Origin of the sequence: Pseudomonas sivasensis, assembly GCF_021391435.1 — a bacterium.
GTDB classification, from domain to species: domain Bacteria; phylum Pseudomonadota; class Gammaproteobacteria; order Pseudomonadales; family Pseudomonadaceae; genus Aquipseudomonas; species Aquipseudomonas sivasensis.
On the sequence record NZ_CP090029.1, the window covers coordinates 6022396 to 6042942 of the forward strand.

Sequence of the window (20547 nt, forward strand, 5' to 3'; positions counted from 1 at the left end):
TGGTTTAAGCCTGTCTCGCTTGCGGCTTGCGCCGCACGTAAAGGGTTTTGTCGACCCGCGCCACCAGGGTGCCGGAGCCGTCATGAATCTGGACCGTGAGGTGAGGCAGGTATTTCTCGCCGCCTTCGGTCTGTCGGCGCACCTCGTCAAGCAAGGCCTCGTCGATGAAAAATTCGGCGTACACCGGGCCTTTGCCCGGCGAGATAAAGTCGATGCTCGCGGCCTTGTCCCAGACAATGTAGTCGCGGCCCAGATTTTCCATCAGCATCAGCATGTAGAACGGGTCGACCATCGAATACAGGCTACCGCCGAACTGCGTGCCGACGTAATTACGGTTGTACCAACCCAGCCCCATGCGCACTTTGACGTGACGAAAATCCGCGCTCATATGCTGCACGCTGACGCCAGCGCCCAGGTATGGCGGGTACAGGGTCATGATCCAACGCAGCAAGCGCGCCTTGCCCAACCGCGCCACCAGCCACTTACGCATCGGGACGCGTCCCCAAGCCCATGGCCTGACGGGCGAACCAGCGTTTGGCCGGCGGCAACAAATCCAGGCCCAGCAGGCCCATATTGCGGCCCAGCGCTACCAGCGGTTGTGCACTGCCAAACAGGCGCGTGACCTGATCGGAGAAACCGACAGTCAACTTCTGGTCCATACGCTGGCGCTCGCGGTACGCCTGTAACGTCGCCAGGTCACCGGGCACCGCTGGCCCGGCGAGCAGGGCCTCGGCCAAGGCACTCGCATCGCGCAGGGAAAGGTTGAAGCCCTGCCCTGCAATTGGGTGCAGGCTGTGGGCGGCGTTGCCAAGAATCACCAGGTGGGAACGTACCTGCTCTTCGGCCTCCACCAGGGTCAGCGGATACAGATGGCGCGCGCCGACTTGCCTCAAGGTGCCCAGACGGTAGCCGAACACGCTCTGTAATTCGCTGAGGAAACTGCGTTCGTCGAGGGCGGCCAGGCGCTGGGCGTCCATACCGATGCGCGTCCACACCAGCGCGCAGCGGTTGTCTGGCAGCGGCAGCAAGGCCATCGGGCCTTCGTCGGTGAAGCGCTCGAAGGCTTCGCCGTTATGGGCTTCGCTGGGAGTGATGTTGGCAATCAGCGCACTCTGGTTGTACGGACGGGTCTTCACGCCAATGCCCAATTGCTCGCGCAAGCCGGATCGGCCGCCATCGGCGAGCACGGCGAGGTCGCATTCCAACACGGTTTCATCGTTGAGCGTCAGGCGATAGCCGTCGGGCAGCGGCTCCATGCGGGTGACTTCCGCCGGGCAGCGCCAACTGACCACGTCTTTGTCCAGGCCTTGCCACAGGCATTGGCCGAGCCAGGCGTTTTCCACTACGTAGCCGAGTGCTGGCACGCCCTCCTCCATGGCGGACAAACGTGCGGTGGAGAAACGCCCACGGTCCGACACGTGAATCTGCTTGATCGGCTCGGCTCGGCGGGAAACCTCCTGCCAGATACCCAGCCGCTGATAAATCTGGCGCGCGCCAAACGACAGTGCCGACGATCGTGCATCGTAGCTCGGCTGGTAGCTGTCGCCCGGAGCGAAGGGTTCGATCAGCATGATCTTCCAGCCCCGCGCCTTGGCCCCGGCCTGCAACGCCAGCGCCAGGCTGGCGCCCACCAGGCCACCGCCGATAATCGCGAGATTGACCCGGCTCATCGGGAGGCCGCCATCAGCGCTTCGATCTCGACGACGGTCTTGGGAACGCCGCCGGTCAGGATTTCACAGCCTTGCTTGGTCACTACCACGTCGTCCTCGATGCGTACGCCAATGCCACGCCATTTCTTCGCCACGTTCTGGTTGTCCGGCGAAATATAGATCCCCGGCTCCACGGTCAACGCCATGCCGACTTCCAGCACCCGCCATTCACCGCCCACCTTGTACTCGCCCACATCGTGCACATCCATGCCCAGCCAATGGCCGGCGCGGTGCATATAGAAAGGTTTATAGGCTTCGCTGGCGATCAGTTCGTCAACGTCACCTTGCAGCAGTCCCAACTTAACCAGCCCAGCGGTGATGACCTGCACGGTCGCCTCATGGGCCTGGTTCCAATGTTTATTAGGCGCGATCTCGGCAAAGGCGGCTTCCTGGGAGGCCAGCACAATCTCGTAGATCGCTTTTTGCTCAGGTGAAAACTTTCCGTTGACCGGCCAGGTGCGGGTAATGTCGCTGGCGTAGCAGTCGATCTCGCAACCGGCGTCGATCAGCACCAGGTCTCCATCCTTGAGCAGCGCGTCATTCTGCTGGTAATGCAGGATGCAGCTGTTGCGCCCGGCGGCGACGATGGAGCCGTAAGCCGGCATCTTCGCGCCGCCTTTGCGGAATTCGTAATCCAGCTCGGCTTCCAGGCTGAACTCATGCAACCCAGCGCGGCTGGCCTGCATCGCCTTGACGTGGGCAGCGCAGGAAATCCGCGCGGCCTCGCGCATCACCCTCACTTCTGCCGCCGATTTATACAGGCGCATGTCGTGGAGCAGATGATCCAAGGCAACAAATTCGTTCGGGGGCTGGGCGCCGAGGTGCGCTTTAGAGCGGATCACGTTGATCCACTCCATCACGTGCCGGTCAAATTCAGCGTTGCTGCCCATGGCCGAATACACCCGGTCACGGCCTTCGATCAGGCCGGGCAGGATGTCGTCGATATCGGTGATAGGGAAGGCATCGTCGGCGCCAAACTCACGGATTGCGCCTTCGGTACCGGCACGCAGGCCGTCCCACAGTTCACGCTCGGCATTGCGTTCGCGGCAGAACAGCACGTACTCGCCATGCTGGCGACCGGGCATCAGCACGATCACAGCTTCCGGTTCGGGGAAACCGCTCAGGTACTGGAAGTCGCTGTCCTGGCGGTAAACGTGCTCGACATCGCGATTGCGGATGGCCACGGCGGCGGCCGGCAGAATCGCGATGCTGTTGGGTTCCATCTGCGCCATGAGCGCCTTGCGGCGGCGGGTGTATTCCGCTTTGGGGATATGGATCATGGGCAGATGGGCTTCCTTTCTTAGTGCAGCGACGGCTTGGGTGCAGCAGGCTCAGCGGACTTCTTGGTCTCGGTGAACAGCAGCAACGGCGCGACGCGCAGGTATTCCATGACTTCCATGTAGTCGCCTTCGCCGTCTTCGGACTCTTCCAGCGCATCTTGCACTTGGGAGATCGCGGCGAGGTCCTGCAGCACTTCCTTGGCGTCGGTGCTCAGCTCCAGGCCGCCGGCGTTCACGCCGAAACCGTGGAGGAAACCCTGGCACCATTGGCCCAATGCGGCGGCGCGTTCGGTGAGCGGAGCGTCGTCGGTCGGTAGCAACAGGACTACGGTGACGTCATCACCGGTCAGTTCGCCCTTGACCATCTCTTGCAGGCCGATCAGCGCGTTACGCACGTTGTCGGTCGGTTCGGTTTCCAACAGCTCGGCGACATCGGCCAACCAGTTGTCGGCATCAAAGCCAACACCGGTGCAGCTGCGACCCAACAGCACGCCGTGCAGTTCGGCAGGCGAACATGGGTGACCGCTGGTGCTCAGCAGTGTGGAAAAAGCGTCGTACGGAGAGTTCTTAGTGGGCATGGTGAGCTAGGCGCCAGACGGCGCAATGTCTAGAATGGAGCGCTGTATCCTAGCACCGGCAGACGTACCAAGACTATCAAGGGCGTCAGATCGTTTATCCTGCAGTTGCCATTCATCAGACAAAATCCAGTGGAACCCAATGGAAGACACCGACCTGCAAGCGCTGATGGCCAGACTCGAATTGCTAATTACTCGGGTCGAGCAACTTAAGAGTCAAAACGGACTCCTATTAGCTCAGGAAAAGACCTGGCGCGAGGAACGCGCTCACCTCATTGAAAAAAACGAAATCGCCCGGCGTAAGGTCGAATCGATGATTTCGCGCCTGAAGGCCCTGGAGCAAGACTCATGAGTTCAAGCAATAGCGTCACCGTGCAGATCCTCGACAAAGAATATTCGATCATCTGTCCCCAGGAAGAGCGCAACAACCTGGTGAGCGCCGCCCGTTACCTGGATGGCAAAATGCGTGAAATCCGCAGCAGCGGCAAAGTGATCGGCGCCGACCGTATCGCCGTGATGGCCGCGCTGAACATCACCCACGATCTGCTGCATAAGCAGGAACGCCCTGACGTGCAGGCCAGCGGCTCGACCCGCGAGCAGGTTCGCGATCTGCTCGAACGTGTTGATCTGGTGCTTTCCAGCGACACAGAGCAACCCAAGGGCTGATCCCCGCGACTGTTTAAGGTATACTCGCCCCACTCCCTGGCGTGCTTGCCAGTCGGCGATGTCCCGGAGCCGATTCGCACTACCCTGGAAGTTGCACGTTGGGCTGGTGTGCATGTCCGCTAGACGGAAAGCCTTAAAGCCTACTGCTTCTTCCACCTTGAACTTTCGGGTTCAAGGGCTTAGTCGACAGCGGTTCTGTCGGGGAGCCTGAATTCCAAACTCAATGCCAGTCTTAAGGACTGGCATTGTTTTATGAGCCGAAAAACCATGACCGAACCTGCGCCGCTTTCCCGTCCGCAACTTCGACGCATGTTACGCAACGCCCGCCGCGCCCTTACGCCGAGCGAGCAGCGCCAAGCCGCCCACGGCCTGTATCGGCAACTGGCACAGCACCCGCTGTTTCGCCGGGCCAAACATATTTCCTTGTATCTACCGACGGACGGTGAAATCGATCCGCGCCTGCTGCTGCGCGCCGCTCAGCGCCGGGGCAAGGCCACCTATCTGCCGGTGCTCAGCGCTTGGCCGCGTACCAAGATGGTGTTCCAGCGCGTGAAGCCTGGGGACAAGCTGCTGCCCAACCGCTTTCGGATTCTGGAACCAAGGGTCAATGCCAAGCGCCAACGCAAGGTGTGGGCGCTGGACCTGGTGTTGCTGCCGTTGGTGGGGTTCGATGACGCGGGTGGCCGCCTGGGCATGGGCGGCGGTTTCTACGACCGCAGCCTGGCGTATCTGGCACGCCGTCAAAGCTGGCGCAAGCCGACGCTGCTAGGCCTGGCCCATGAATGTCAGAAGGTCGATCGATTGGCACAAGCCAGTTGGGATGTGCCATTGGCTGGCACCGTCACTGATAAGCAGTGGTATGTCGCAAAAACGCCGCTTGAAGCAGCGGCGTCTTGAAGAAGGGTTAACGCTTGAACGGTTGCGGCTGCTGTTGAGCCAGTTCAACGGGAGCATCGGTCTTGTTCGACCACAAGCTTTGGGCATACCCGGTGGTCACGACGCCCAGACCAAACAAAATCACCAAAATCCATAGTAAATCCGGTTTACGTTGCATCGATTGCCCCCCTTCAGGCATCTCGTACACGATGACAACAACGTTCCAAAGTAGTCCGTTGCAGCTGCGTCAAGCTTAAAGGCCGGCATTTTGCGGTAACGTGAACCAACACGCAAACCTTGGCGCCAACCGACTGTCGGTTTGTCATCAAATTGCCTGACAACTTGCCCACTGCCTTTTTCAGGAGCCCAAAAATGGCCTACTGGCTGATGAAATCCGAGCCCGACGAACTGTCCATCAACGGCCTGGAAAAGCTTGGCGAAGCGCGCTGGGACGGCGTACGCAACTACCAGGCGCGCAACTTCCTACGCGCCATGGCCGTGGGCGATGAGTTTTTCTTCTATCACTCCAGTTGCCCAGAGCCAGGCATTGCGGGTATCGGCAAAATTGTCGAAGCGGCCTACCCGGATCCGACCGCACTGGAACCGGACAGCCACTATTTCGACGCCAAAGCCACCCCGGAGAAAAACCCGTGGACTGCGATCAACGTCGCGCACGTCCAAACCTTCCCCAAGGTGCTGGGGCTCGGCTACCTGAAACAGCAAACCGCCCTCGCCGAATTGCCTCTGGTGCAAAAAGGCAGCCGCCTGTCGGTGATGCCGGTCACCGCCGAGCAATGGGCGACGGTGCTGGCGCTGCGCTGACGAGAACCCTGCGGTCACGCGCTCGACGCATGCATCTGCCCCTTAACCGGGTTAGGCTTGCGCTTCATTTGATCGGTATCAACGCCCCTTGGGCAGCACCGATCAAACTAGGATGCTAAAGCCGCAGGATGCACCCATGTCGACCACACCCCGCTCTTCCCACCTGTTTGCCGTTCTCTTGATCGCGTTGTTGCTCGGTGCCGGCGGCTTCGGTTACTGGCGCTCCACCCAGGACCGTCTGCCCGAAGGTCTGGGCATGGGCAATGGCCGCCTGGAATCCACCGAAGTGCAGATCGCCGCCAAGATCCCAGGGCGCCTGGCCGAAGTGCGGGTCGACGAAGGCGACAAGGTCCTCAAGGGCCAACTGCTGGCGCGCATGGACACCCGCACGCTGGAAGCCCAGCGCGCCCAGGCCGAAGCCGAAGTGCTGCGGGCCAAGGAGAACTTCGCCGCCGCCGAGGCCAACGTGCAACTGCGCCAGAGCGAACAACTGCTGGCCAACCAGGAACTCAAGCGTACCCAGGAGCTGTACAAACGCGGCTTCGCCAGCGGCCAGTTGATCGACCAGCAGCAAGCCCGCCAGAACACCGGCAACGCCGCCGTGACCGCCGCCCAGGCCCAGGTCAATTCGGCAAAAGCCACCATCGGTGCCGCACAAGCCCAGGTCGCGCAGCTCACCAGTGAAATCGACGACAGCAGCCTGCGCGCGCCTATCGACGGCATTATCCAACTGCGCCTGGCCGAACCGGGTGAAGTGCTTGGCGCGGGCGGGCGCGTGTTGCTGCTGATCGACCCCAATGATCAGTACATGAACCTCTATCTACCCGCCTCCGTGACCGGACGCCTGACCGTCGGCAGTGACGCGCGGATTCTGCTCGACGCCCTGCCCCAGCAGCCGTTGCCGGCCAAGATCAGTTTTGTCGCCGCCAAGTCGCAGTTCACCCCCAAGGAAGTGGAGACTCGCGACGAACGCCAGAAACTGGTATTCCGCGTCAAATTGCACCTGACTCAACCGAGCGCCGTGCCCCAAGCCAAACCGGGCATGCCCGGCTCCGGCTATGTGCGCACAGCTGATATCGACTGGCCGGCCAATCTGCAATGACCGGCCTGGCGCTGCACGCCAAAGGCATCAACCACCATTACGGCAAACAACAGGCGCTGATCGACATCGCCTTCAGCCTGCCCGCCGGTACACGCTGCGGGCTGATCGGCCCGGATGGTGCGGGAAAATCGAGTTTGTTGGGGTTGATCGCCGGCGTTAAGAAACTCCAGGCCGGCCAATTGGAGGTACTCGGCGGCTCCATTCAGGATCGCCGTCACCGCAACAGCCTGTACCCGCGCATTGCCTTCATGCCTCAGGGTTTGGGTGGCAACCTGTACCCCGAGCTGTCCATCAGCGAGAACATCCGCTTCTTCGCCACCCTGTTCGGCCTGTCCAAAGCCGACTGCGACCAGCGCATGCACAACCTGCTGCTGGCCACCGACCTGGCTCGCTTCGCCGAGCGCCCAGCCGGCAAACTTTCCGGCGGCATGAAGCAGAAGCTCGGCCTGTGCTGCGCGCTGATCCACGACCCGGACCTGCTTATCCTTGATGAGCCCACCACCGGCGTCGATCCGCTGTCCCGTCGACGCTTCTGGGAGCTGGTAGAAACCGTACGCAGCGAACGCCCGCAACTGACGCTGCTGGTAGCCACGGCCTACATGGAGGAAGCCGAGCAGTTCGAACATTGCATGATGCTCGACCGCGGCAAACTGATCGCCGACGGTCTCAGTCGCGAACTGGCGGCAGCGACGCCGAGCGGCAAACTGGATGAGGCCTTCACCCACTTCCAGGGCGATGGCGCCCATGACAACCAGCCGCTGGTGATCCCGCCAAGGGAAAACGCCAACGCCGATATCGCCATCGAAGCGCACGAGTTGACCCTGCGTTTCGGTGATTTCACGGCGGTGAACAAGGTTAGCTTTGCTATTGGTCGCGGCGAGATTTTCGGCTTCCTTGGTTCCAACGGTTGCGGCAAGACCACCACCATGAAGGTCCTCACCGGGCTGATGCCGGCCACCGAAGGCAGCGCGACACTGCTGGGCAACCCTGTGAACGCCAAGGACCTGGCCACCCGCAAGCGCGTGGGTTTCATGTCCCAGAGTTTCTCGCTGTACGGCGAGCTCAGCGTGCGCCAGAACCTGGTGCTGCACGCGCAACTGTTCGACCTGCCCAAGGCAGACAGTGGGCCGCGCATCGATGAATTGATCCAACGCTTTGACCTGAGCAAGATAGCCGAGCAACCCTCCGGCGAATTACCCCTCGGTCTGCGCCAGCGCTTGTCTTTGGCAGTGGCCGTGCTGCATCGCCCGGAAGTGCTGATCCTCGATGAACCCACTTCCGGCGTCGACCCGGCAGCTCGGGATGATTTCTGGCGGCTGCTGGTCGAGTTGTCTCGGGAGCAAGGCGTAACCATCTTCCTGTCCACCCACTTCATGAACGAAGCCCAGCGCTGCGACCGCATTTCCTTGATGCACGCCGGCAAAGTGCTGGCCTGCGACACACCGGAGGCACTGCAACAGCAGTTCCACGGCGACACCCTGGAAGCCGCGTTCGTCACCTGCCTGGAACAGGCCCAAGGCGAACCCGAACCCGCCGCACCGGCCAAAACCGTCAGCGAAATCAGTGCGCCGCCCGTGAGCAAACGCGGCTTCAGCCTTTCTCGCCTGTTGGCCGTGGCCAGCCGTGAAGGCAAAGAACTACTGCGCGACAAAGTGCGCATGGCCTTCGCCCTCCTCGGCGCGATGTTCATGATGGTGATCTTCGGCTACGGCATTTCCCTGGACGTGGAAAACCTCGCCTTTGCCGTCTACGACCAGGACCAAAGCCCCCAAAGCCGAGCCTATCTGGAAGCCTTCCGCAGCTCGCGCTACTTCGCCGAACAGGCGCCCATCCAGGATTCCAGTGAGTTGCACCGGCGCCTGCAGCGCTCGGAAATCAAACTGGCCCTGGAGATCCCGCCAGGGTTTGGCCGTGACCTCTACGCTGGCCGCCAACCCACAGTCGCCGCCTGGCTCGACGGCGGCATGCCGTTTCGCGCGGAAACCAGCCGCAACTATGTAGAAGCGGTACACCAGGGCAACCTGCAACAACTGGCCGAACTGAGCAGCCTGCCGCAGACCACCCAGGCCGCCGCCAAGCTGGAAACCCGCTTTCGCTATAACCAGGACGTGGTCAGCGTGAATGCCATCGGCCCAGGGGTGATGGCGCTGATCCTGGCGTTTATCCCAGCGATGCTCACGGCTCTGGGAATCGTGCGCGAGAAAGAACTGGGCTCGATCACCAACTTCTATGCCACACCACTGACGCGCCTGGAGTTCCTGCTGGGCAAGCAGGCGCCCTACATCGCCGCGAGCCTGATCAACCTGGCGCTGCTGGTGGCCATGAATCGCTGGCTGTTTGGCGTACCGTTCAAGGGCAGCGGCCTGACGTTGGCCTTTGGCGGACTGCTTTACGTGCTGGCCACCACCAGCATGGGCCTGCTGATTTCCGCGTTCACCCGTACTCAAATCGCGGCGATCCTCGGCACCATGATCATCACCAGCCTGCCGACCATCCAGTTTTCCGGGCTGATCGTGCCGCGCTCCTCTCTGGAAGGCGCGGCGGCACTGATGGGCACGCTGTTTCCAGCCGGGCACTTCCTGGATATCGCAGTCGGCACGTTCACCAAAGCTTTGGACCTACGCCAGTTGTGGCCGCAATGCCTGGCGCTGTTCGGGTTCTTCATCGGATTCACCGGGCTAAGCCTGATCATGCTCAAGAAGCAGGAGGCCTGATGCACACGCTCACTCATATCCTGCGCCTGGGCATCAAGGAACTCACCAGCCTGCGCCACGACAGCGTATTGCTGCTGTTCCTGTTCTACGCCTTCACTGTCGCCATCTATATGCCTGCCGCCGGATCGGTAATTGGCGTACACAACGCCAGCGTCGCCTTTGTGGACGAGGATCACAGCGCGCTCTCCAGGCAGATGGCAGAGGCGCTGCAACCGCCGGAATTCCAGGCGCCTGCGCCGCTGGCCTACGACCAATTGGACAAGGTGATGGACAGCGGCCAGTACACCTTCGTGATCAACGTGCCGGCCAACTTCCAGGCTGATCTGCTCGCGGGTCGCCAGCCCGGCGTGCAGGTGAACGTCGATGCCACGGCAATGAGCCAGGCGTTCATGGGCGCGGGCTATATCGGCAGGATTTTCCAACGGGAGTTGCTGAGCTACAGCGGCCAAACCGATACCGCCAGCAAATCCCCGGCGCTGCTGACCACACGAGCACTGTTCAATACCAACCTGGAAGGTGGCTGGTTCCTGGCGGTGATCCAGATCGTCAACAACATCACCATTCTCGCCATCGTATTGACCGGCACCGCGCTGTTGCGTGAGCGAGAGCACGGCACCCTCGACCATCTGCTGGTGCTGCCGCTGACCGCGCTGGAAATCATGCTGGCAAAAATCTGGAGCAACATGTTGGTGGTGGTGGTGTGTACTTGGGTGTCGCTGGAGGTGGTGGTCAAAGGCTTGCTCGACGTGCCCCTGGCGGGATCGATGGGCCTGTTTCTATTCGTGACCGCGCTGTACCTGTTTGCCAGCACCGCACTGGGAATCTTCCTCGCCACCCTCGCCCGCTCGACGCCGCAGTTCGGCTTGCTGGCAATCCCGGTGATTATCCCAATGCTGTTGCTATCCGGCGGCAGTACGCCACTGGACAGCATGCCCGAGTGGTTGCAGTGGGTGATGCAGGGCTCGCCGTCGACGCACTTTGTGAGCCTGAGTGCAGCGATCCTGTTTCGGGACGCGGGCGTCAGTGTGGTATGGCCGGACTTGCTGGCGCTGGCGGCAATTGGATTGTTGTTTTTTTCGGTGGCGTTGGTGCGGTTCAGGAAGAGTTTGGCTTCCTGAACCGCCAGCCAGGCTGATTACTGAATGATCAGGTTGTTGAACAACAGGTCTTCCACCACCGGCTTGCCGGTCTCGTCGTTCATCACTTGCTGGGTTTGCTTGAGGGCTTCCTGGCGCAGTTTTTCCTTGCCTTCGACGGTGCTCATGGCCTCGTTGGTCTGCTGGGTAAACAGCGCCACCAACTGGTTACGAATCAACGCATCGTTGGCTTTGACAGCAGCAGCGGCTTCGGTACCGGTCACGCGCAGGGCGATGTCAGCCTTGAACACCTTGAGTTTCGCCGTGCCGTCCAGGCCGTAGTTACCCACGAACGGCGGGCTCAGGCTGATATAGCTGACCTTCGGCGCCTCGCCTTCTTTGGCTTCTTCGGCCTGGGCAGCCATGGGCAAGGTCAGGGCCAGCATCAACAGGATCCACGCTTTCACAGTTCATTCCTCACATTCGGTTGCCGGGTAGCATAACGCTAGCAAGGCAGAGCACAAGCTTATGGCGGCTTATCAGGGCCGGGCATGCTCGTTGACCCACGGGCCTACCCTCCTACACTTATCGGCCACGACACCAAAAGGAATAGCCCGATGAAAGCTGTGCTGTGCAAAGCCTTCGGCCCCGCCGAAACCCTGGTGCTGGAAGAAATCGCCAGCCCGGCGATCAAGAAGAACGAAATCCTGCTGGACGTACACGCGGCGGGGGTGAACTTCCCGGACACCCTGATCATCGAGGGAAAGTACCAGTTCAAGCCGCCCTTTCCGTTTTCGCCGGGTGGCGAGGCGTCGGGCGTGGTCAGCGAAGTGGGTGAGAAGATCAGCCATTTGAAAGTCGGCGACCGGGTCATGGCACTCACCGGCTGGGGCAGCTTTGCCGAGCAGGTCGCGGTGCCGGGCTATAACGTGCTACCGATCCCGCCGAGCATGGACTTCAACACCGCTGCCGCCTTCAGCATGACCTACGGCACCTCGATGCATGCGCTCAAACAACGCGCCAACCTGCAACCTGGCGAAACCTTGCTGGTGCTGGGTGCGTCCGGCGGCGTAGGCCTGGCCGCGGTGGAAATCGGCAAGGCCATGGGCGCCCGTGTGATCGCCGCAGCCAGCAGCGCCGACAAGCTCGCCGTGGCCAAGGCCGCGGGTGCCGATGAGCTGATCAACTACAGCGAAACCAGCCTCAAAGAAGAGATCAAGCGCCTCACCGACGGCAACGGCGCCGATGTGATCTACGACCCGGTGGGCGGTGACCTGTTTGACCAGGCCATCCGCGCCATCGCCTGGAACGGGCGTTTGCTGGTGGTTGGGTTCGCCAGCGGGCGTATTCCAGAGCTGCCGGTGAACCTGGCTTTGCTCAAGGGCGCAGCGGTGGTCGGGGTGTTCTGGGGCTCGTTTGCCCAGCGCCAGCCGCAGGACAATGCGGCGAACTTCCAGCAACTGTTCACTTGGTACGGTGAGGGCAAGCTCAAGCCGTTGGTGTCGCAGGTGTATCCACTGGACCAAGCCGCCCAGGCGATCAATGACCTCGGCCAGCGCAAGGCTGTCGGCAAGGTCGTCGTCCAGACCCGCTAACCGACCTGAAATGCAATCAAATGTGGGAGGGGGCTTGCCCCCGATGGCAGTGGGTCAGCTTCAGATTAGCTGGCTGACCTACCGCTATCGGGGGCAAGCCCCCCCACATTTGATCTCCTGCGATCATAAAATCGATAACGACCCACACTTATCCATTTACGACATGTTCGTAAAAGAACATGCAATTGCTCCCATTTCCTGTGTTTGTGCATGAGAAGCGATGCTATTTTCGGTAACGAAACTGTAACATTCGCATCCGCAGTCAAAACAAGAAATTTGGAGCTCTTGAATGTTTGCTTTCTTTCGTCCTGCCGCGCATCAGGCGCCCCTGCCTGAAGAAAAAATAGACAGTACCTACCGACGACTGCGCTGGCAGATCTTCGCCGGTATTTTCTTCGGTTACGCCGGTTATTACCTGCTGCGTAAAAACTTCTCCCTGGCCATGCCCTACCTGATCGACGAGGGTTACACCCGTGGTCAACTGGGCTTGGCGATGTCGGCCATCGCCATTGCCTACGGCCTGTCCAAGTTCCTCATGGGCCTGGTGTCCGACCGTTCCAACCCACGCTACTTCCTGCCTTTCGGCCTGCTGATATCGGCGGGTGTGATGTTCATTTTCGGGTTCGCACCTTGGGCAACGTCCAGCGTGACCATGATGTTCATTCTGCTGTTCATCAACGGCTGGGCCCAGGGCATGGGCTGGCCGCCAAGTGGGCGGACGATGGTGCACTGGTGGTCGCAGAAAGAGCGCGGCGGTGTAGTGTCGGTGTGGAACGTGGCGCACAACGTCGGTGGCGGCCTGATCGGTCCGCTGTTCCTGCTGGGCATGGCGTGGTTCAACGACTGGCACGCAGCTTTCTATGTGCCGGCCACTGTGGCCTTGGCGGTAGCGGCCTTTGCCTTCATCACCATGCGCGACACACCGCAATCGGTTGGCCTGCCGCCCATCGAGAAATACAAGAACGACTATCCCGAAGGCTACGACGCCAGCCATGAGGAAGAATTCAGCGCCAAGGAAATCTTCGTCAAATACGTGCTGCGCAACAAAATGCTGTGGTACATCGCCTTCGCCAACGTGTTCGTCTACCTGTTGCGCTACGGCGTGCTGGACTGGGCGCCAACTTATCTGAAGGAAGCCAAGCACTTCGACGTGGATAAAACGTCCTGGGCGTATTTCTTCTACGAGTGGGCAGGCATTCCAGGCACGCTGCTGTGCGGCTGGATGTCGGACAAGATCTTCCGTGGCAACCGTGGCCTGACGGGCGTGGTGTTCATGGCGCTGGTGACCGTGGCAACCCTGGTGTACTGGCTCAATCCGCCGGGCAACCCGATGGTCGACATGATTGCGCTGTTCTCCATCGGTTTCCTGATCTACGGCCCGGTGATGCTGATCGGCCTGCAGGCCCTGGAGTTGGCACCCAAGAAAGCCGCCGGTACGGCCGCGGGCTTCACCGGTCTGTTCGGTTATCTGGGCGGTTCGGTGGCAGCCAGTGCGGCAATGGGCTACACCGTGGACCACTTCGGCTGGGACGGTGGTTTCGTACTGCTGATCGGTGCGTGCCTGCTGGCTATCGCGTTCCTGATCCCAACGCTGTGGCACACCAACAGCGTCAGCTCGGCGCGTTAATCGCCAGAGCAACCCTTTGCACAACGCTTGAGCCGCGCCTCCAGATTCTTATCTGGCATGGCGTGGCTACGCAGGGCGTTTACGGTCTGCTCGACATAATCGCGAGTAGTGCCGTAACGCCCGCAAGCGCTTTGCAGCACATGGTTGAGCACGATATCCGGCAAGTTGCCAGCATAGCTGGGCAAGTGCCTCTCCAGGACAAACCCCAACGCCTGCACCTGACTGCCATCCTCAAGACGGCAGCTGAGCCAGTGCGGCCGGTAGGACGGGTAAGGCATCTCGCGCTGCCACAAGGCGTAAAGCGAGGCCTCCAACTGATCTTCGGGCAAGCGGTAAGCGAACCCGCTGCAAGAGCCACCGCGATCCAACCCAAACACCAACCCTGGCGTTTCCGGCGTGCCCCGATGCTCGTGGGACCACAGGTACAGGCCGCGGTGATAGCCGTGGACCCGTGCCCGCACCCGCTCGGAGGACGAGCATTCAGGACGCCAGATCAGCGAACCGTACGCAAATAGCCAGACCGGCCCACCTTTATGCCGGCCCATGGTGGCCTGCATCGAGCTCATTAACTGTTCGTGAGTGAGTTGCGGCCCCAGATCGAGCCGCGGAGGGTAAGCCAACTGCTGAAGATCGGTTTCTATGGCGGTCATGGCGAAAAGCGGTACGCCTCCTGAGTGTTACCAGTTGTAAGCAACTTTACCGTAATAAAACGCGCCGCTGTAACCGTACGGCGAAAAAGTGCTATAGGCCAAATTGCCACCACTGCTGGCGAAGGCGTTGACCTTCTCTGGGTATTTATCGGTGACGTTGTCGCCGCCCAAGGTGAAGGTCCAGTTCTTCAGCTTGTAGTCAGCCGATAAATCCAGCACCCAGGCGGCCTTGAAAGTCTGGTCGTTGACCTTGTCCGCCTGGTAGCTGGTGAACTCACCATAGCGCACCAAATTGCTGTGCAGTGCCCAATTGCCGTAGGTGAAGTCGTTACCCAGGCTCAGCTTGTGCTGGGGCGTGGTATCGCCGAGCAAACCGATGCGCTCGCGACGGTCCACCCTCACCAGGTTCGCCCCAAGGCTATCGAGGATGGCCGGGTTGGGTTTCACATCGGTCACTTTGGTGTGGTTGTAGTTGTAGCCCACGGTGCTGTTCCAGCGGATACCGCTATCGAATTGGTAGCGATAGTTGGCTACCAGATCGACGCCGTCGGTGCTGGTGTCGGTGGCGTTGGTGAAGTAGCGGGCGGTGGTGTAATCAATGTTGCCCACGCCGTTGGCCTGCAGGTAGGCACGCGTCGCCGCGTTTATGCCGAGGTTGGAGGACAGGCTGATACGGTCGCGAATGTCGATACGGTACACATCCACCGTCACCGTCAGGTCATCGGCCGGCTCCAGTACCAGACCAAGGCTGTAGTTGCGCGACTTCTCGGCCTTGAGGTCTTCAGCACCGAGCAAGCGCGCAACCTGGCTGTTGGCCGGGAAGGTACCGGCTTCCTGGATGGTGCTGCCGATCAGCTGCGATGAGGTGTAGGCAAAGTTCTGCTGGGCCAGGGACGGCGCGCGGAAACCGTTGGATACACTGCCGCGCAAGGCCACTTGCGGGGTGAAGTCATAACGGGCTGACAGCGAGCCGCTCACATTGGAGCCAAAGTCACTGTAGTCCTCATGGCGCACGGCGGCCGAGGCGCTGAGTTTTTCGGTGAAGTTGGTTTCCAGGTCCAGATACTGCGCCCAATTGTGACGAGAGCTGGTGCCCGCGTCGGCATCCCGGAAGCCGCCCAGCCCAGAGCTGCCGGTCTGGAAGTAGGACGCTGGCTCGCCCGCCTCGATTTCATAACCCTGATGCAGGTATTCACCGCCGAACGCCACGGACACCGGGTAAGGCAGCCAGCCCACGTCGAACTCGCGGGACAGGTCCAGGCTGACTTGCTTCTGGTCGTTGCTCAGGGTGCCGTTGTCGAACTTGCGCGGTGTCGCCAGGCCCAGAGAGGTGTTGATGGTTTCAGTGCTGAGTGCGTACTGGTTCTTGCCGTAGTTGGCCGACAGGTCGTAATGCCAGTCGTACGCCAGCAAGCCACGCAGGCCTACCACCAACGACGTGTCTTCAAGGTTGCCCTTGATCAGCGGCAGGTAACCGTTGGGGTTGAGCGCCGGGATGTTGTTGGACGCATTGCTCGCGCGGTAGAACGCCGCCGTCTCGCCACGCCGCTTGCTGTAACCGCCGAAGGTGTAGAACTCGGCCGCGTCGTTGAAGGAATATTCGGAGTTGAACTGGAACTTGCCTTCATTGGTGGCCGGCTCACCTTGGCGGAACACGCGCTGGCCATAGGTGGTAGAGCCGACGCTTCCGGTGCGGTAGTCATCACCGGCGCGGTTGGTGTAGTCGTTGTCAGCCCCTTCGGCCGACAGGTTGATAAAGCCGTTGTCGCCCAATGCCAGGCCGGTGTTGCCGCTGACATTGCGCTGGATGCCGTCGCCCTTCTTGTATTCGCCGAACTTGGTGGAGATCGAGCCGCCATGGTCAGCGTGCTTGAGGATCACGTTGATCACCCCGGCAATCGCATCCGAGCCGTAGCGCGCGGAAGCACCGTCTCGCAGCACTTCGATATGGTCCACCGCCGACAGCGGGATCGCATTCAGGTCCGCCGGTGCCGACCCACGGCCCACTGCGCCGCCCAGGTTGACGAAGGCACTGGTGTGGCGGCGCTTGCCGTTGACCAGCACCAGCACCTGATCAGGTGACAGGCCGCGCAACTGTGCAGGCCGCACCAATTCGGCGCCGTCCACCAGGCTTGGGCGTGGGAAATTGATTGATGGAATAAGGCGCGCCAGCACTGCGCCCAGCTCATCGGAGCCGGTGCTGCGCAGACTGTCACCGGAAATCACATCGATGGGTGACAGTGAAGCACTGGCCGTACGCTCCTGAGCGCGGGTGCCGGTGACAATCACGGTGTCGAGTTTGGGTGCATCGGTGGCGGACGTTTCGGCCGCAAAGACTGGATTGAAGCTCACAGCGGTCAGCAAATTGGCCGACAAAATCGCCGAGTACAGCGCGTGTTTCTTGTAGCTCCCCATACCGCTCCCCTTTCCCTTATGAATCAGTAATCAAACATCAGAACGTCAGTGCTCTGAGCTCATACGATCGATCCGGCTGGCGGGCGGTGGCGGTCAGTTGTTGGTGATTGGCAGAAAATCGGTAGTCCGTTGCGATATAGCTTAAAGATATTCATGTAACAAATTAAATACCTTTAAGGAATAAGAGAATGCATAAGCCCAGAGGCCCCTCCGTCAGGATTATCCGTAGCGATCCCGTTACTTTCAGCCCCGGTTCAGCCTGGGCACGCGCCAAGCCGTCAAAATAGGGTGCACATCACGACCCACTTAGCCGCCCATCAAACCGACTACCGAGGTCGCACCCATGAAGAATTTTCGACTGCCTGGCCTGTTATTGCTGGCCCAGGCCACCACCGCGCTAGCTGGCGAATCGCCCGTCACCGAAGACGACAAGGGCTTCTGGTACGCGCAGACCAGCGTCTACACTCGGCACTTCGCGCCGGACAAGGACCACAACAACAACCAAGACCTGATTGGCCTGGAGCGCAATGAAGCCTCAGGGTTGGTGTATGGCGGGGCAACCTTTCGCAACTCGTTCCGCCAGCGCTCGTACTACGCCTACGCGGGCAAGCGCTATGACATGACCGACTATCCGGTGTACCTGAAGGTCACGGGCGGGGCGATCCAGGGCTATCGCGGCAAGTACCGCGACAAGATCCCATTGAACCGTTTCGGTGTGGCGCCGGTGATTATTCCGTCGGTAGGCACCCATTACGGGCCGGTAGCGGCGGAGTTGGTGTTGTTGGGGTTCAATGCGGCGATGGTGACGACCGGCGTGCGCTTCTAAGCGAGCACTGAGCGGGGCTTTTGTGATGAGCAGGCTTGCCCGCTCACCACAAAAAGCCGGCGGCTCTTGGAATGGATCAGCGCGGCGCGTAGGCGAATACGTCGGCGCGCATCTGATGCGCATCCATGCCGGCGTCGACCAGCGCATCCAGCGTGCCGTAGATCATCGCCGGTGAGCCGCTGGCGTAGACGTGCACGGCCTTGAGGTCGGCGATGTCCTCGCACACCGCCTCATGGAGCAAACCGCAGCGTCCTTCCCAACCGCACAGATCACTGACGACTTTGTGCAGGAACAAGTTTGGCAGTTGCAGCCATTGGTCCCAGTGTTCGATCTGGTAGAAGTCTTCCGGGCGTCGCACGCCCCAGTACAGGTGCACCGGGTGCTTGAAGCCGGAGGCGCGGCAATGTTCGATCAGGCTATGCATCTGTGCCATACCGGTGCCGGCGGCGATCAATACCAGCGGACCGTCCGGCAGTTCAGCCAAATGGGTATCGCCAAACGGCAACTCCACACGGGCCATCTGATTGCGTTGCAGCTGTTCCAGCAGGGCGCGCGCGCTGTCCTCGCGGGCCAGCACATGCAGTTCCAGCTCGCGCCCGGAGTGAGGCGCCGACGCTAGGGAGAATGCGGATTTTTCGCCATTTTCCCGTTCGATCATCAGGTATTGCCCGGCGTGGTAGCGCACCGCCTTGCCGGCCGGGGCCAGCAGGCGCACGCGCCACACATCACCACCGACCTCTACGCATTCACTCAATTGGCACGACAACTTGCGCAACGGCAACTCTCCCGGCGCCAACACGCCATCCCACAACACAATGCAATCTTCCAACGGTTCGGCGATGCAGGTGTAGAACTCACCGTGGTCGCGCACCTCACCTGCTTGCTGCACCCGGCCTTCCACCAGCAGCGCGGCACACACGTGGCAGACGCCATTGCGACAGGCCTGCGGGCATTCGTAGCCCAGGCGGCGCGCCCCTTCGAGGATTCGCTCGCCGGGGACCAGCTCCAGCACGGCGCCGGAAGGTTGCAGGGTTACACGCATCAATCTATTCCCAATTCTTTCCACATCGCATCGACGCGCGCGGTCACGGCTTCATCCTTGACGATCACCCGACCCCACTCGCGGGTAGTTTCACCCGGCCATTTGTGGGTAGCATCCAGGCCCATCTTAGAGCCAAGGCCCGATACCGGCGACGCGAAGTCGAGGTAGTCGATCGGCGTATTGTCGATCATCACCGTGTCGCGCTTGGGGTCCATGCGCGTGGTGATGGCCCAGATCACGTCGTTCCAGTCGCGGGCGTTGATGTCGTCGTCGGTGACAATAACGAACTTGGTGTACATGAACTGTCGCAAAAACGACCACACACCCAACATGACGCGCTTGGCATGGCCAGGGTACGACTTCTTCATGGTCACGATGGCCATGCGGTACGAACAGCCTTCCGGCGGCAGGTAGAAGTCGGTGATTTCCGGGAATTGCTTTTGCAGGATAGGCACGAACACTTCGTTGAGCGCCACGCCGAGAATGGCCGGCTCATCCGGCGGACGGCCGGTGTAGGTGCTGTGGTAGATCGGCTTGATCCGGTGGGTGATGCGTTCGACGGTGAATACCGGGAAGCTGTCGACTTCGTTGTAATAGCCGGTGTGGTCGCCGTAAGGACCTTCGTCGGCCATCTCGCCAGGGTGGATCACGCCTTCGAGGATGATTTCAGCAGTGGCCGGCACTTGCAGGTCGTTGCCACGGCATTTGACCAGCTCGGTACGGTTGCCACGCAATAGGCCCGCGAAGGCGTATTCGGACAGGCTGTCCGGCACAGGGGTCACAGCGCCCAGGATGGTGGCGGGGTCTGCACCCAAGGCCACGGAAACCGGGAACGGCTGGCCAGGGTGTTTTTCGCACCACTCACGGAAGTCCAGCGCACCGCCACGGTGACTCAGCCAACGCATGATCACCTTGTTGCGGCCGATCACTTGCTGACGGTAGATACCGAGGTTCTGACGGTCTTTGTTCGGGCCTTTGGTGACGGTCAGGCCCCAGGTGATCAGCGGGCCGACGTCGCCGGGCCAGCAGGTTTGCACCGGGAGCATGGCCAGGTCGACGTCATCGCCTTCGATGACCACTTCCTGGCACACCGCGTCCTTGACCACTTTGGGGGCCATGGCAATGATTTTGCGGAAGATCGGCAGCTTCGACCAGGCGTCCTTCAGACCCTTGGGGGGCTCGGGCTCCTTGAGGAAGGCCAGTAGTTTGCCGATCTCGCGCAGTTCGCTGACCGACTCGGCGCCCATGCCGAACGCCACGCGATCGGGCGTGCCGAACAGGTTGCCGAGCACCGGAATATCAAAGCCGGTCGGGTTTTCGAACAGCAGCGCCGGGCCCTTGCTACGCAGGGTACGGTCGCAAATCTCAGTCATTTCCAGCACTGGGGAAACCGGCACCTGGATACGTTTCAACTCTCCGCGCTGCTCAAGTTGCTGCACGAAATCCCGAAGATCCTTGAATTTCATTAACCATGCCACCCGTAAAATAGGCGTACATCCTACCTGCTCTGAGGCTGGCTGGCAGCTTATCGCGGTGCATTTGACTGCCGAACGTGCTTAAAAAACGCGCAAA

The 20547-nt window shown here is 60.8% G+C and carries 20 protein-coding genes and 1 other RNA gene; 11 read left to right on the forward strand and 10 right to left on the reverse strand.

What is annotated here, in order from left to right; translation table 11 throughout:
- Nucleotides 1-4: 4 nt before the first annotated feature.
- The 4 genes from LRO94_RS27470 to LRO94_RS27485 are packed head-to-tail and all read right to left on the reverse strand — an operon-like array spanning nucleotide 5 to nucleotide 3567.
- Complete coding sequence (locus tag LRO94_RS27470; RefSeq protein ID WP_032884283.1) at nucleotides 5-490, reverse strand: DUF4442 domain-containing protein; 486 nt, start codon at nucleotides 488-490, stop codon at nucleotides 5-7.
- Complete coding sequence (ubiH, locus tag LRO94_RS27475) at nucleotides 483-1670, reverse strand: 2-octaprenyl-6-methoxyphenyl hydroxylase (RefSeq protein WP_032884284.1); 1188 nt, start codon at nucleotides 1668-1670, stop codon at nucleotides 483-485. Before ubiH ends, LRO94_RS27470 begins: the two co-directional genes overlap by 8 nt.
- The gene (gene pepP / locus LRO94_RS27480) at nucleotides 1667-2989 is read right to left on the reverse strand and encodes a Xaa-Pro aminopeptidase (protein WP_032884285.1); all 1323 of its coding nucleotides are present in this window, start codon (nucleotides 2987-2989) and stop codon (nucleotides 1667-1669) included. Before pepP ends, ubiH begins: the two co-directional genes overlap by 4 nt.
- A gap of 20 nt (nucleotides 2990-3009) precedes the next feature.
- Nucleotides 3010-3567: a YecA/YgfB family protein gene (locus LRO94_RS27485; RefSeq protein ID WP_032884286.1), complete on the reverse strand. Its 558-nt coding sequence runs from the start codon at nucleotides 3565-3567 to the stop codon at nucleotides 3010-3012.
- A gap of 139 nt (nucleotides 3568-3706) precedes the next feature.
- Here LRO94_RS27485 and LRO94_RS27490 point away from each other — a divergent pair, with 139 nt between their 5' ends.
- From LRO94_RS27490 to LRO94_RS27505, 4 genes are all read left to right on the forward strand, one after another.
- Entirely contained in the window at nucleotides 3707-3916 is a 210-nt protein-coding gene (locus tag LRO94_RS27490; RefSeq protein WP_007982902.1) for a TIGR02449 family protein, read from the forward strand.
- Nucleotides 3913-4230 (forward strand): cell division protein ZapA, encoded by a 318-nt coding sequence (locus LRO94_RS27495; RefSeq protein WP_027608375.1) that lies wholly within the window; start codon nucleotides 3913-3915, stop codon nucleotides 4228-4230. Before LRO94_RS27490 ends, LRO94_RS27495 begins: the two co-directional genes overlap by 4 nt.
- Before the next feature lie 30 nt (nucleotides 4231-4260).
- A non-coding RNA gene (gene ssrS, locus LRO94_RS27500) (6S RNA) lies at nucleotides 4261-4439 on the forward strand.
- Between the two features lie 58 nt (nucleotides 4440-4497).
- Nucleotides 4498-5127, forward strand: coding sequence for a 5-formyltetrahydrofolate cyclo-ligase (locus LRO94_RS27505; protein ID WP_032884520.1), 630 nt, complete (start codon nucleotides 4498-4500; stop codon nucleotides 5125-5127).
- 7 nt (nucleotides 5128-5134) lie between these two features.
- Here LRO94_RS27505 and LRO94_RS27510 read toward each other — a convergent pair whose 3' ends face one another.
- The gene (locus tag LRO94_RS27510) at nucleotides 5135-5284 is read right to left on the reverse strand and encodes a hypothetical protein (RefSeq protein ID WP_010207387.1); all 150 of its coding nucleotides are present in this window, start codon (nucleotides 5282-5284) and stop codon (nucleotides 5135-5137) included.
- A 194-nt stretch (nucleotides 5285-5478) separates the two neighbouring features.
- Here LRO94_RS27510 and LRO94_RS27515 point away from each other — a divergent pair, with 194 nt between their 5' ends.
- The 4 genes from LRO94_RS27515 (at nucleotide 5479) to LRO94_RS27530 (ending at nucleotide 10862) form a co-directional block, all read left to right on the forward strand.
- The gene (locus LRO94_RS27515) at nucleotides 5479-5928 is read left to right on the forward strand and encodes an EVE domain-containing protein (RefSeq protein ID WP_032884287.1); all 450 of its coding nucleotides are present in this window, start codon (nucleotides 5479-5481) and stop codon (nucleotides 5926-5928) included.
- A gap of 136 nt (nucleotides 5929-6064) precedes the next feature.
- A complete protein-coding gene (locus LRO94_RS27520; RefSeq protein WP_095185174.1) occupies nucleotides 6065-7030 on the forward strand; it encodes an HlyD family secretion protein in 966 nt (321 codons plus the stop codon).
- Nucleotides 7027-9744: a ribosome-associated ATPase/putative transporter RbbA gene (rbbA, locus tag LRO94_RS27525; RefSeq protein ID WP_179179759.1), complete on the forward strand. Its 2718-nt coding sequence runs from the start codon at nucleotides 7027-7029 to the stop codon at nucleotides 9742-9744. Before LRO94_RS27520 ends, rbbA begins: the two co-directional genes overlap by 4 nt.
- Nucleotides 9744-10862 carry an ABC transporter permease gene (locus LRO94_RS27530; protein WP_179179758.1) on the forward strand — a complete coding sequence of 373 codons (1119 nt, stop codon included), beginning with the start codon at nucleotides 9744-9746 and terminating at the stop codon, nucleotides 10860-10862. The genes rbbA and LRO94_RS27530 overlap by 1 nt, the downstream gene beginning before the upstream one ends.
- A 17-nt stretch (nucleotides 10863-10879) precedes the next feature.
- Here LRO94_RS27530 and LRO94_RS27535 read toward each other — a convergent pair whose 3' ends face one another.
- Complete coding sequence (locus LRO94_RS27535; RefSeq protein ID WP_032884296.1) at nucleotides 10880-11287, reverse strand: flagellar basal body-associated protein FliL; 408 nt, start codon at nucleotides 11285-11287, stop codon at nucleotides 10880-10882.
- A gap of 150 nt (nucleotides 11288-11437) precedes the next feature.
- Between LRO94_RS27535 and LRO94_RS27540 the strand changes: the two genes are divergently transcribed.
- Entirely contained in the window at nucleotides 11438-12415 is a 978-nt protein-coding gene (locus tag LRO94_RS27540) for an NADPH:quinone oxidoreductase family protein (protein ID WP_122681940.1), read from the forward strand.
- A gap of 289 nt (nucleotides 12416-12704) precedes the next feature.
- Nucleotides 12705-14042, forward strand: coding sequence for a glycerol-3-phosphate transporter (glpT, locus tag LRO94_RS27545; RefSeq protein ID WP_032884299.1), 1338 nt, complete (start codon nucleotides 12705-12707; stop codon nucleotides 14040-14042).
- Here the strand turns inward: glpT and LRO94_RS27550 are convergent.
- Nucleotides 14039-14692, reverse strand: a complete 654-nt coding sequence (locus tag LRO94_RS27550) for a gamma-glutamylcyclotransferase (protein WP_032884300.1) — start codon at nucleotides 14690-14692, stop codon at nucleotides 14039-14041. The genes glpT and LRO94_RS27550 overlap by 4 nt on opposite strands.
- Before the next feature lie 27 nt (nucleotides 14693-14719).
- On the reverse strand, nucleotides 14720-17107 hold the full coding sequence (locus LRO94_RS27555) for a TonB-dependent receptor plug domain-containing protein (RefSeq protein WP_032884301.1): 2388 nt from the start codon (nucleotides 17105-17107) through the stop codon (nucleotides 14720-14722).
- Nucleotides 17108-17450: 343 nt separating this feature from the next.
- On the opposite strand from LRO94_RS27555, the gene LRO94_RS27560 reads away from it, so the two are divergent.
- On the forward strand, nucleotides 17451-17933 hold the full coding sequence (locus LRO94_RS27560) for a hypothetical protein (RefSeq protein WP_032884303.1): 483 nt from the start codon (nucleotides 17451-17453) through the stop codon (nucleotides 17931-17933).
- Nucleotides 17934-18009: 76 nt separating this feature from the next.
- Here the strand turns inward: LRO94_RS27560 and LRO94_RS27565 are convergent, their stop codons facing one another.
- Both LRO94_RS27565 and ubiD read right to left on the reverse strand, forming a co-directional pair.
- Nucleotides 18010-18975 (reverse strand): CDP-6-deoxy-delta-3,4-glucoseen reductase, encoded by a 966-nt coding sequence (locus tag LRO94_RS27565; RefSeq protein ID WP_032884304.1) that lies wholly within the window; start codon nucleotides 18973-18975, stop codon nucleotides 18010-18012.
- A complete protein-coding gene (gene ubiD, locus LRO94_RS27570; protein ID WP_032884305.1) occupies nucleotides 18975-20441 on the reverse strand; it encodes a 4-hydroxy-3-polyprenylbenzoate decarboxylase in 1467 nt (488 codons plus the stop codon). The genes LRO94_RS27565 and ubiD overlap by 1 nt, the downstream gene beginning before the upstream one ends.
- Nucleotides 20442-20547 lie beyond the last annotated feature (106 nt).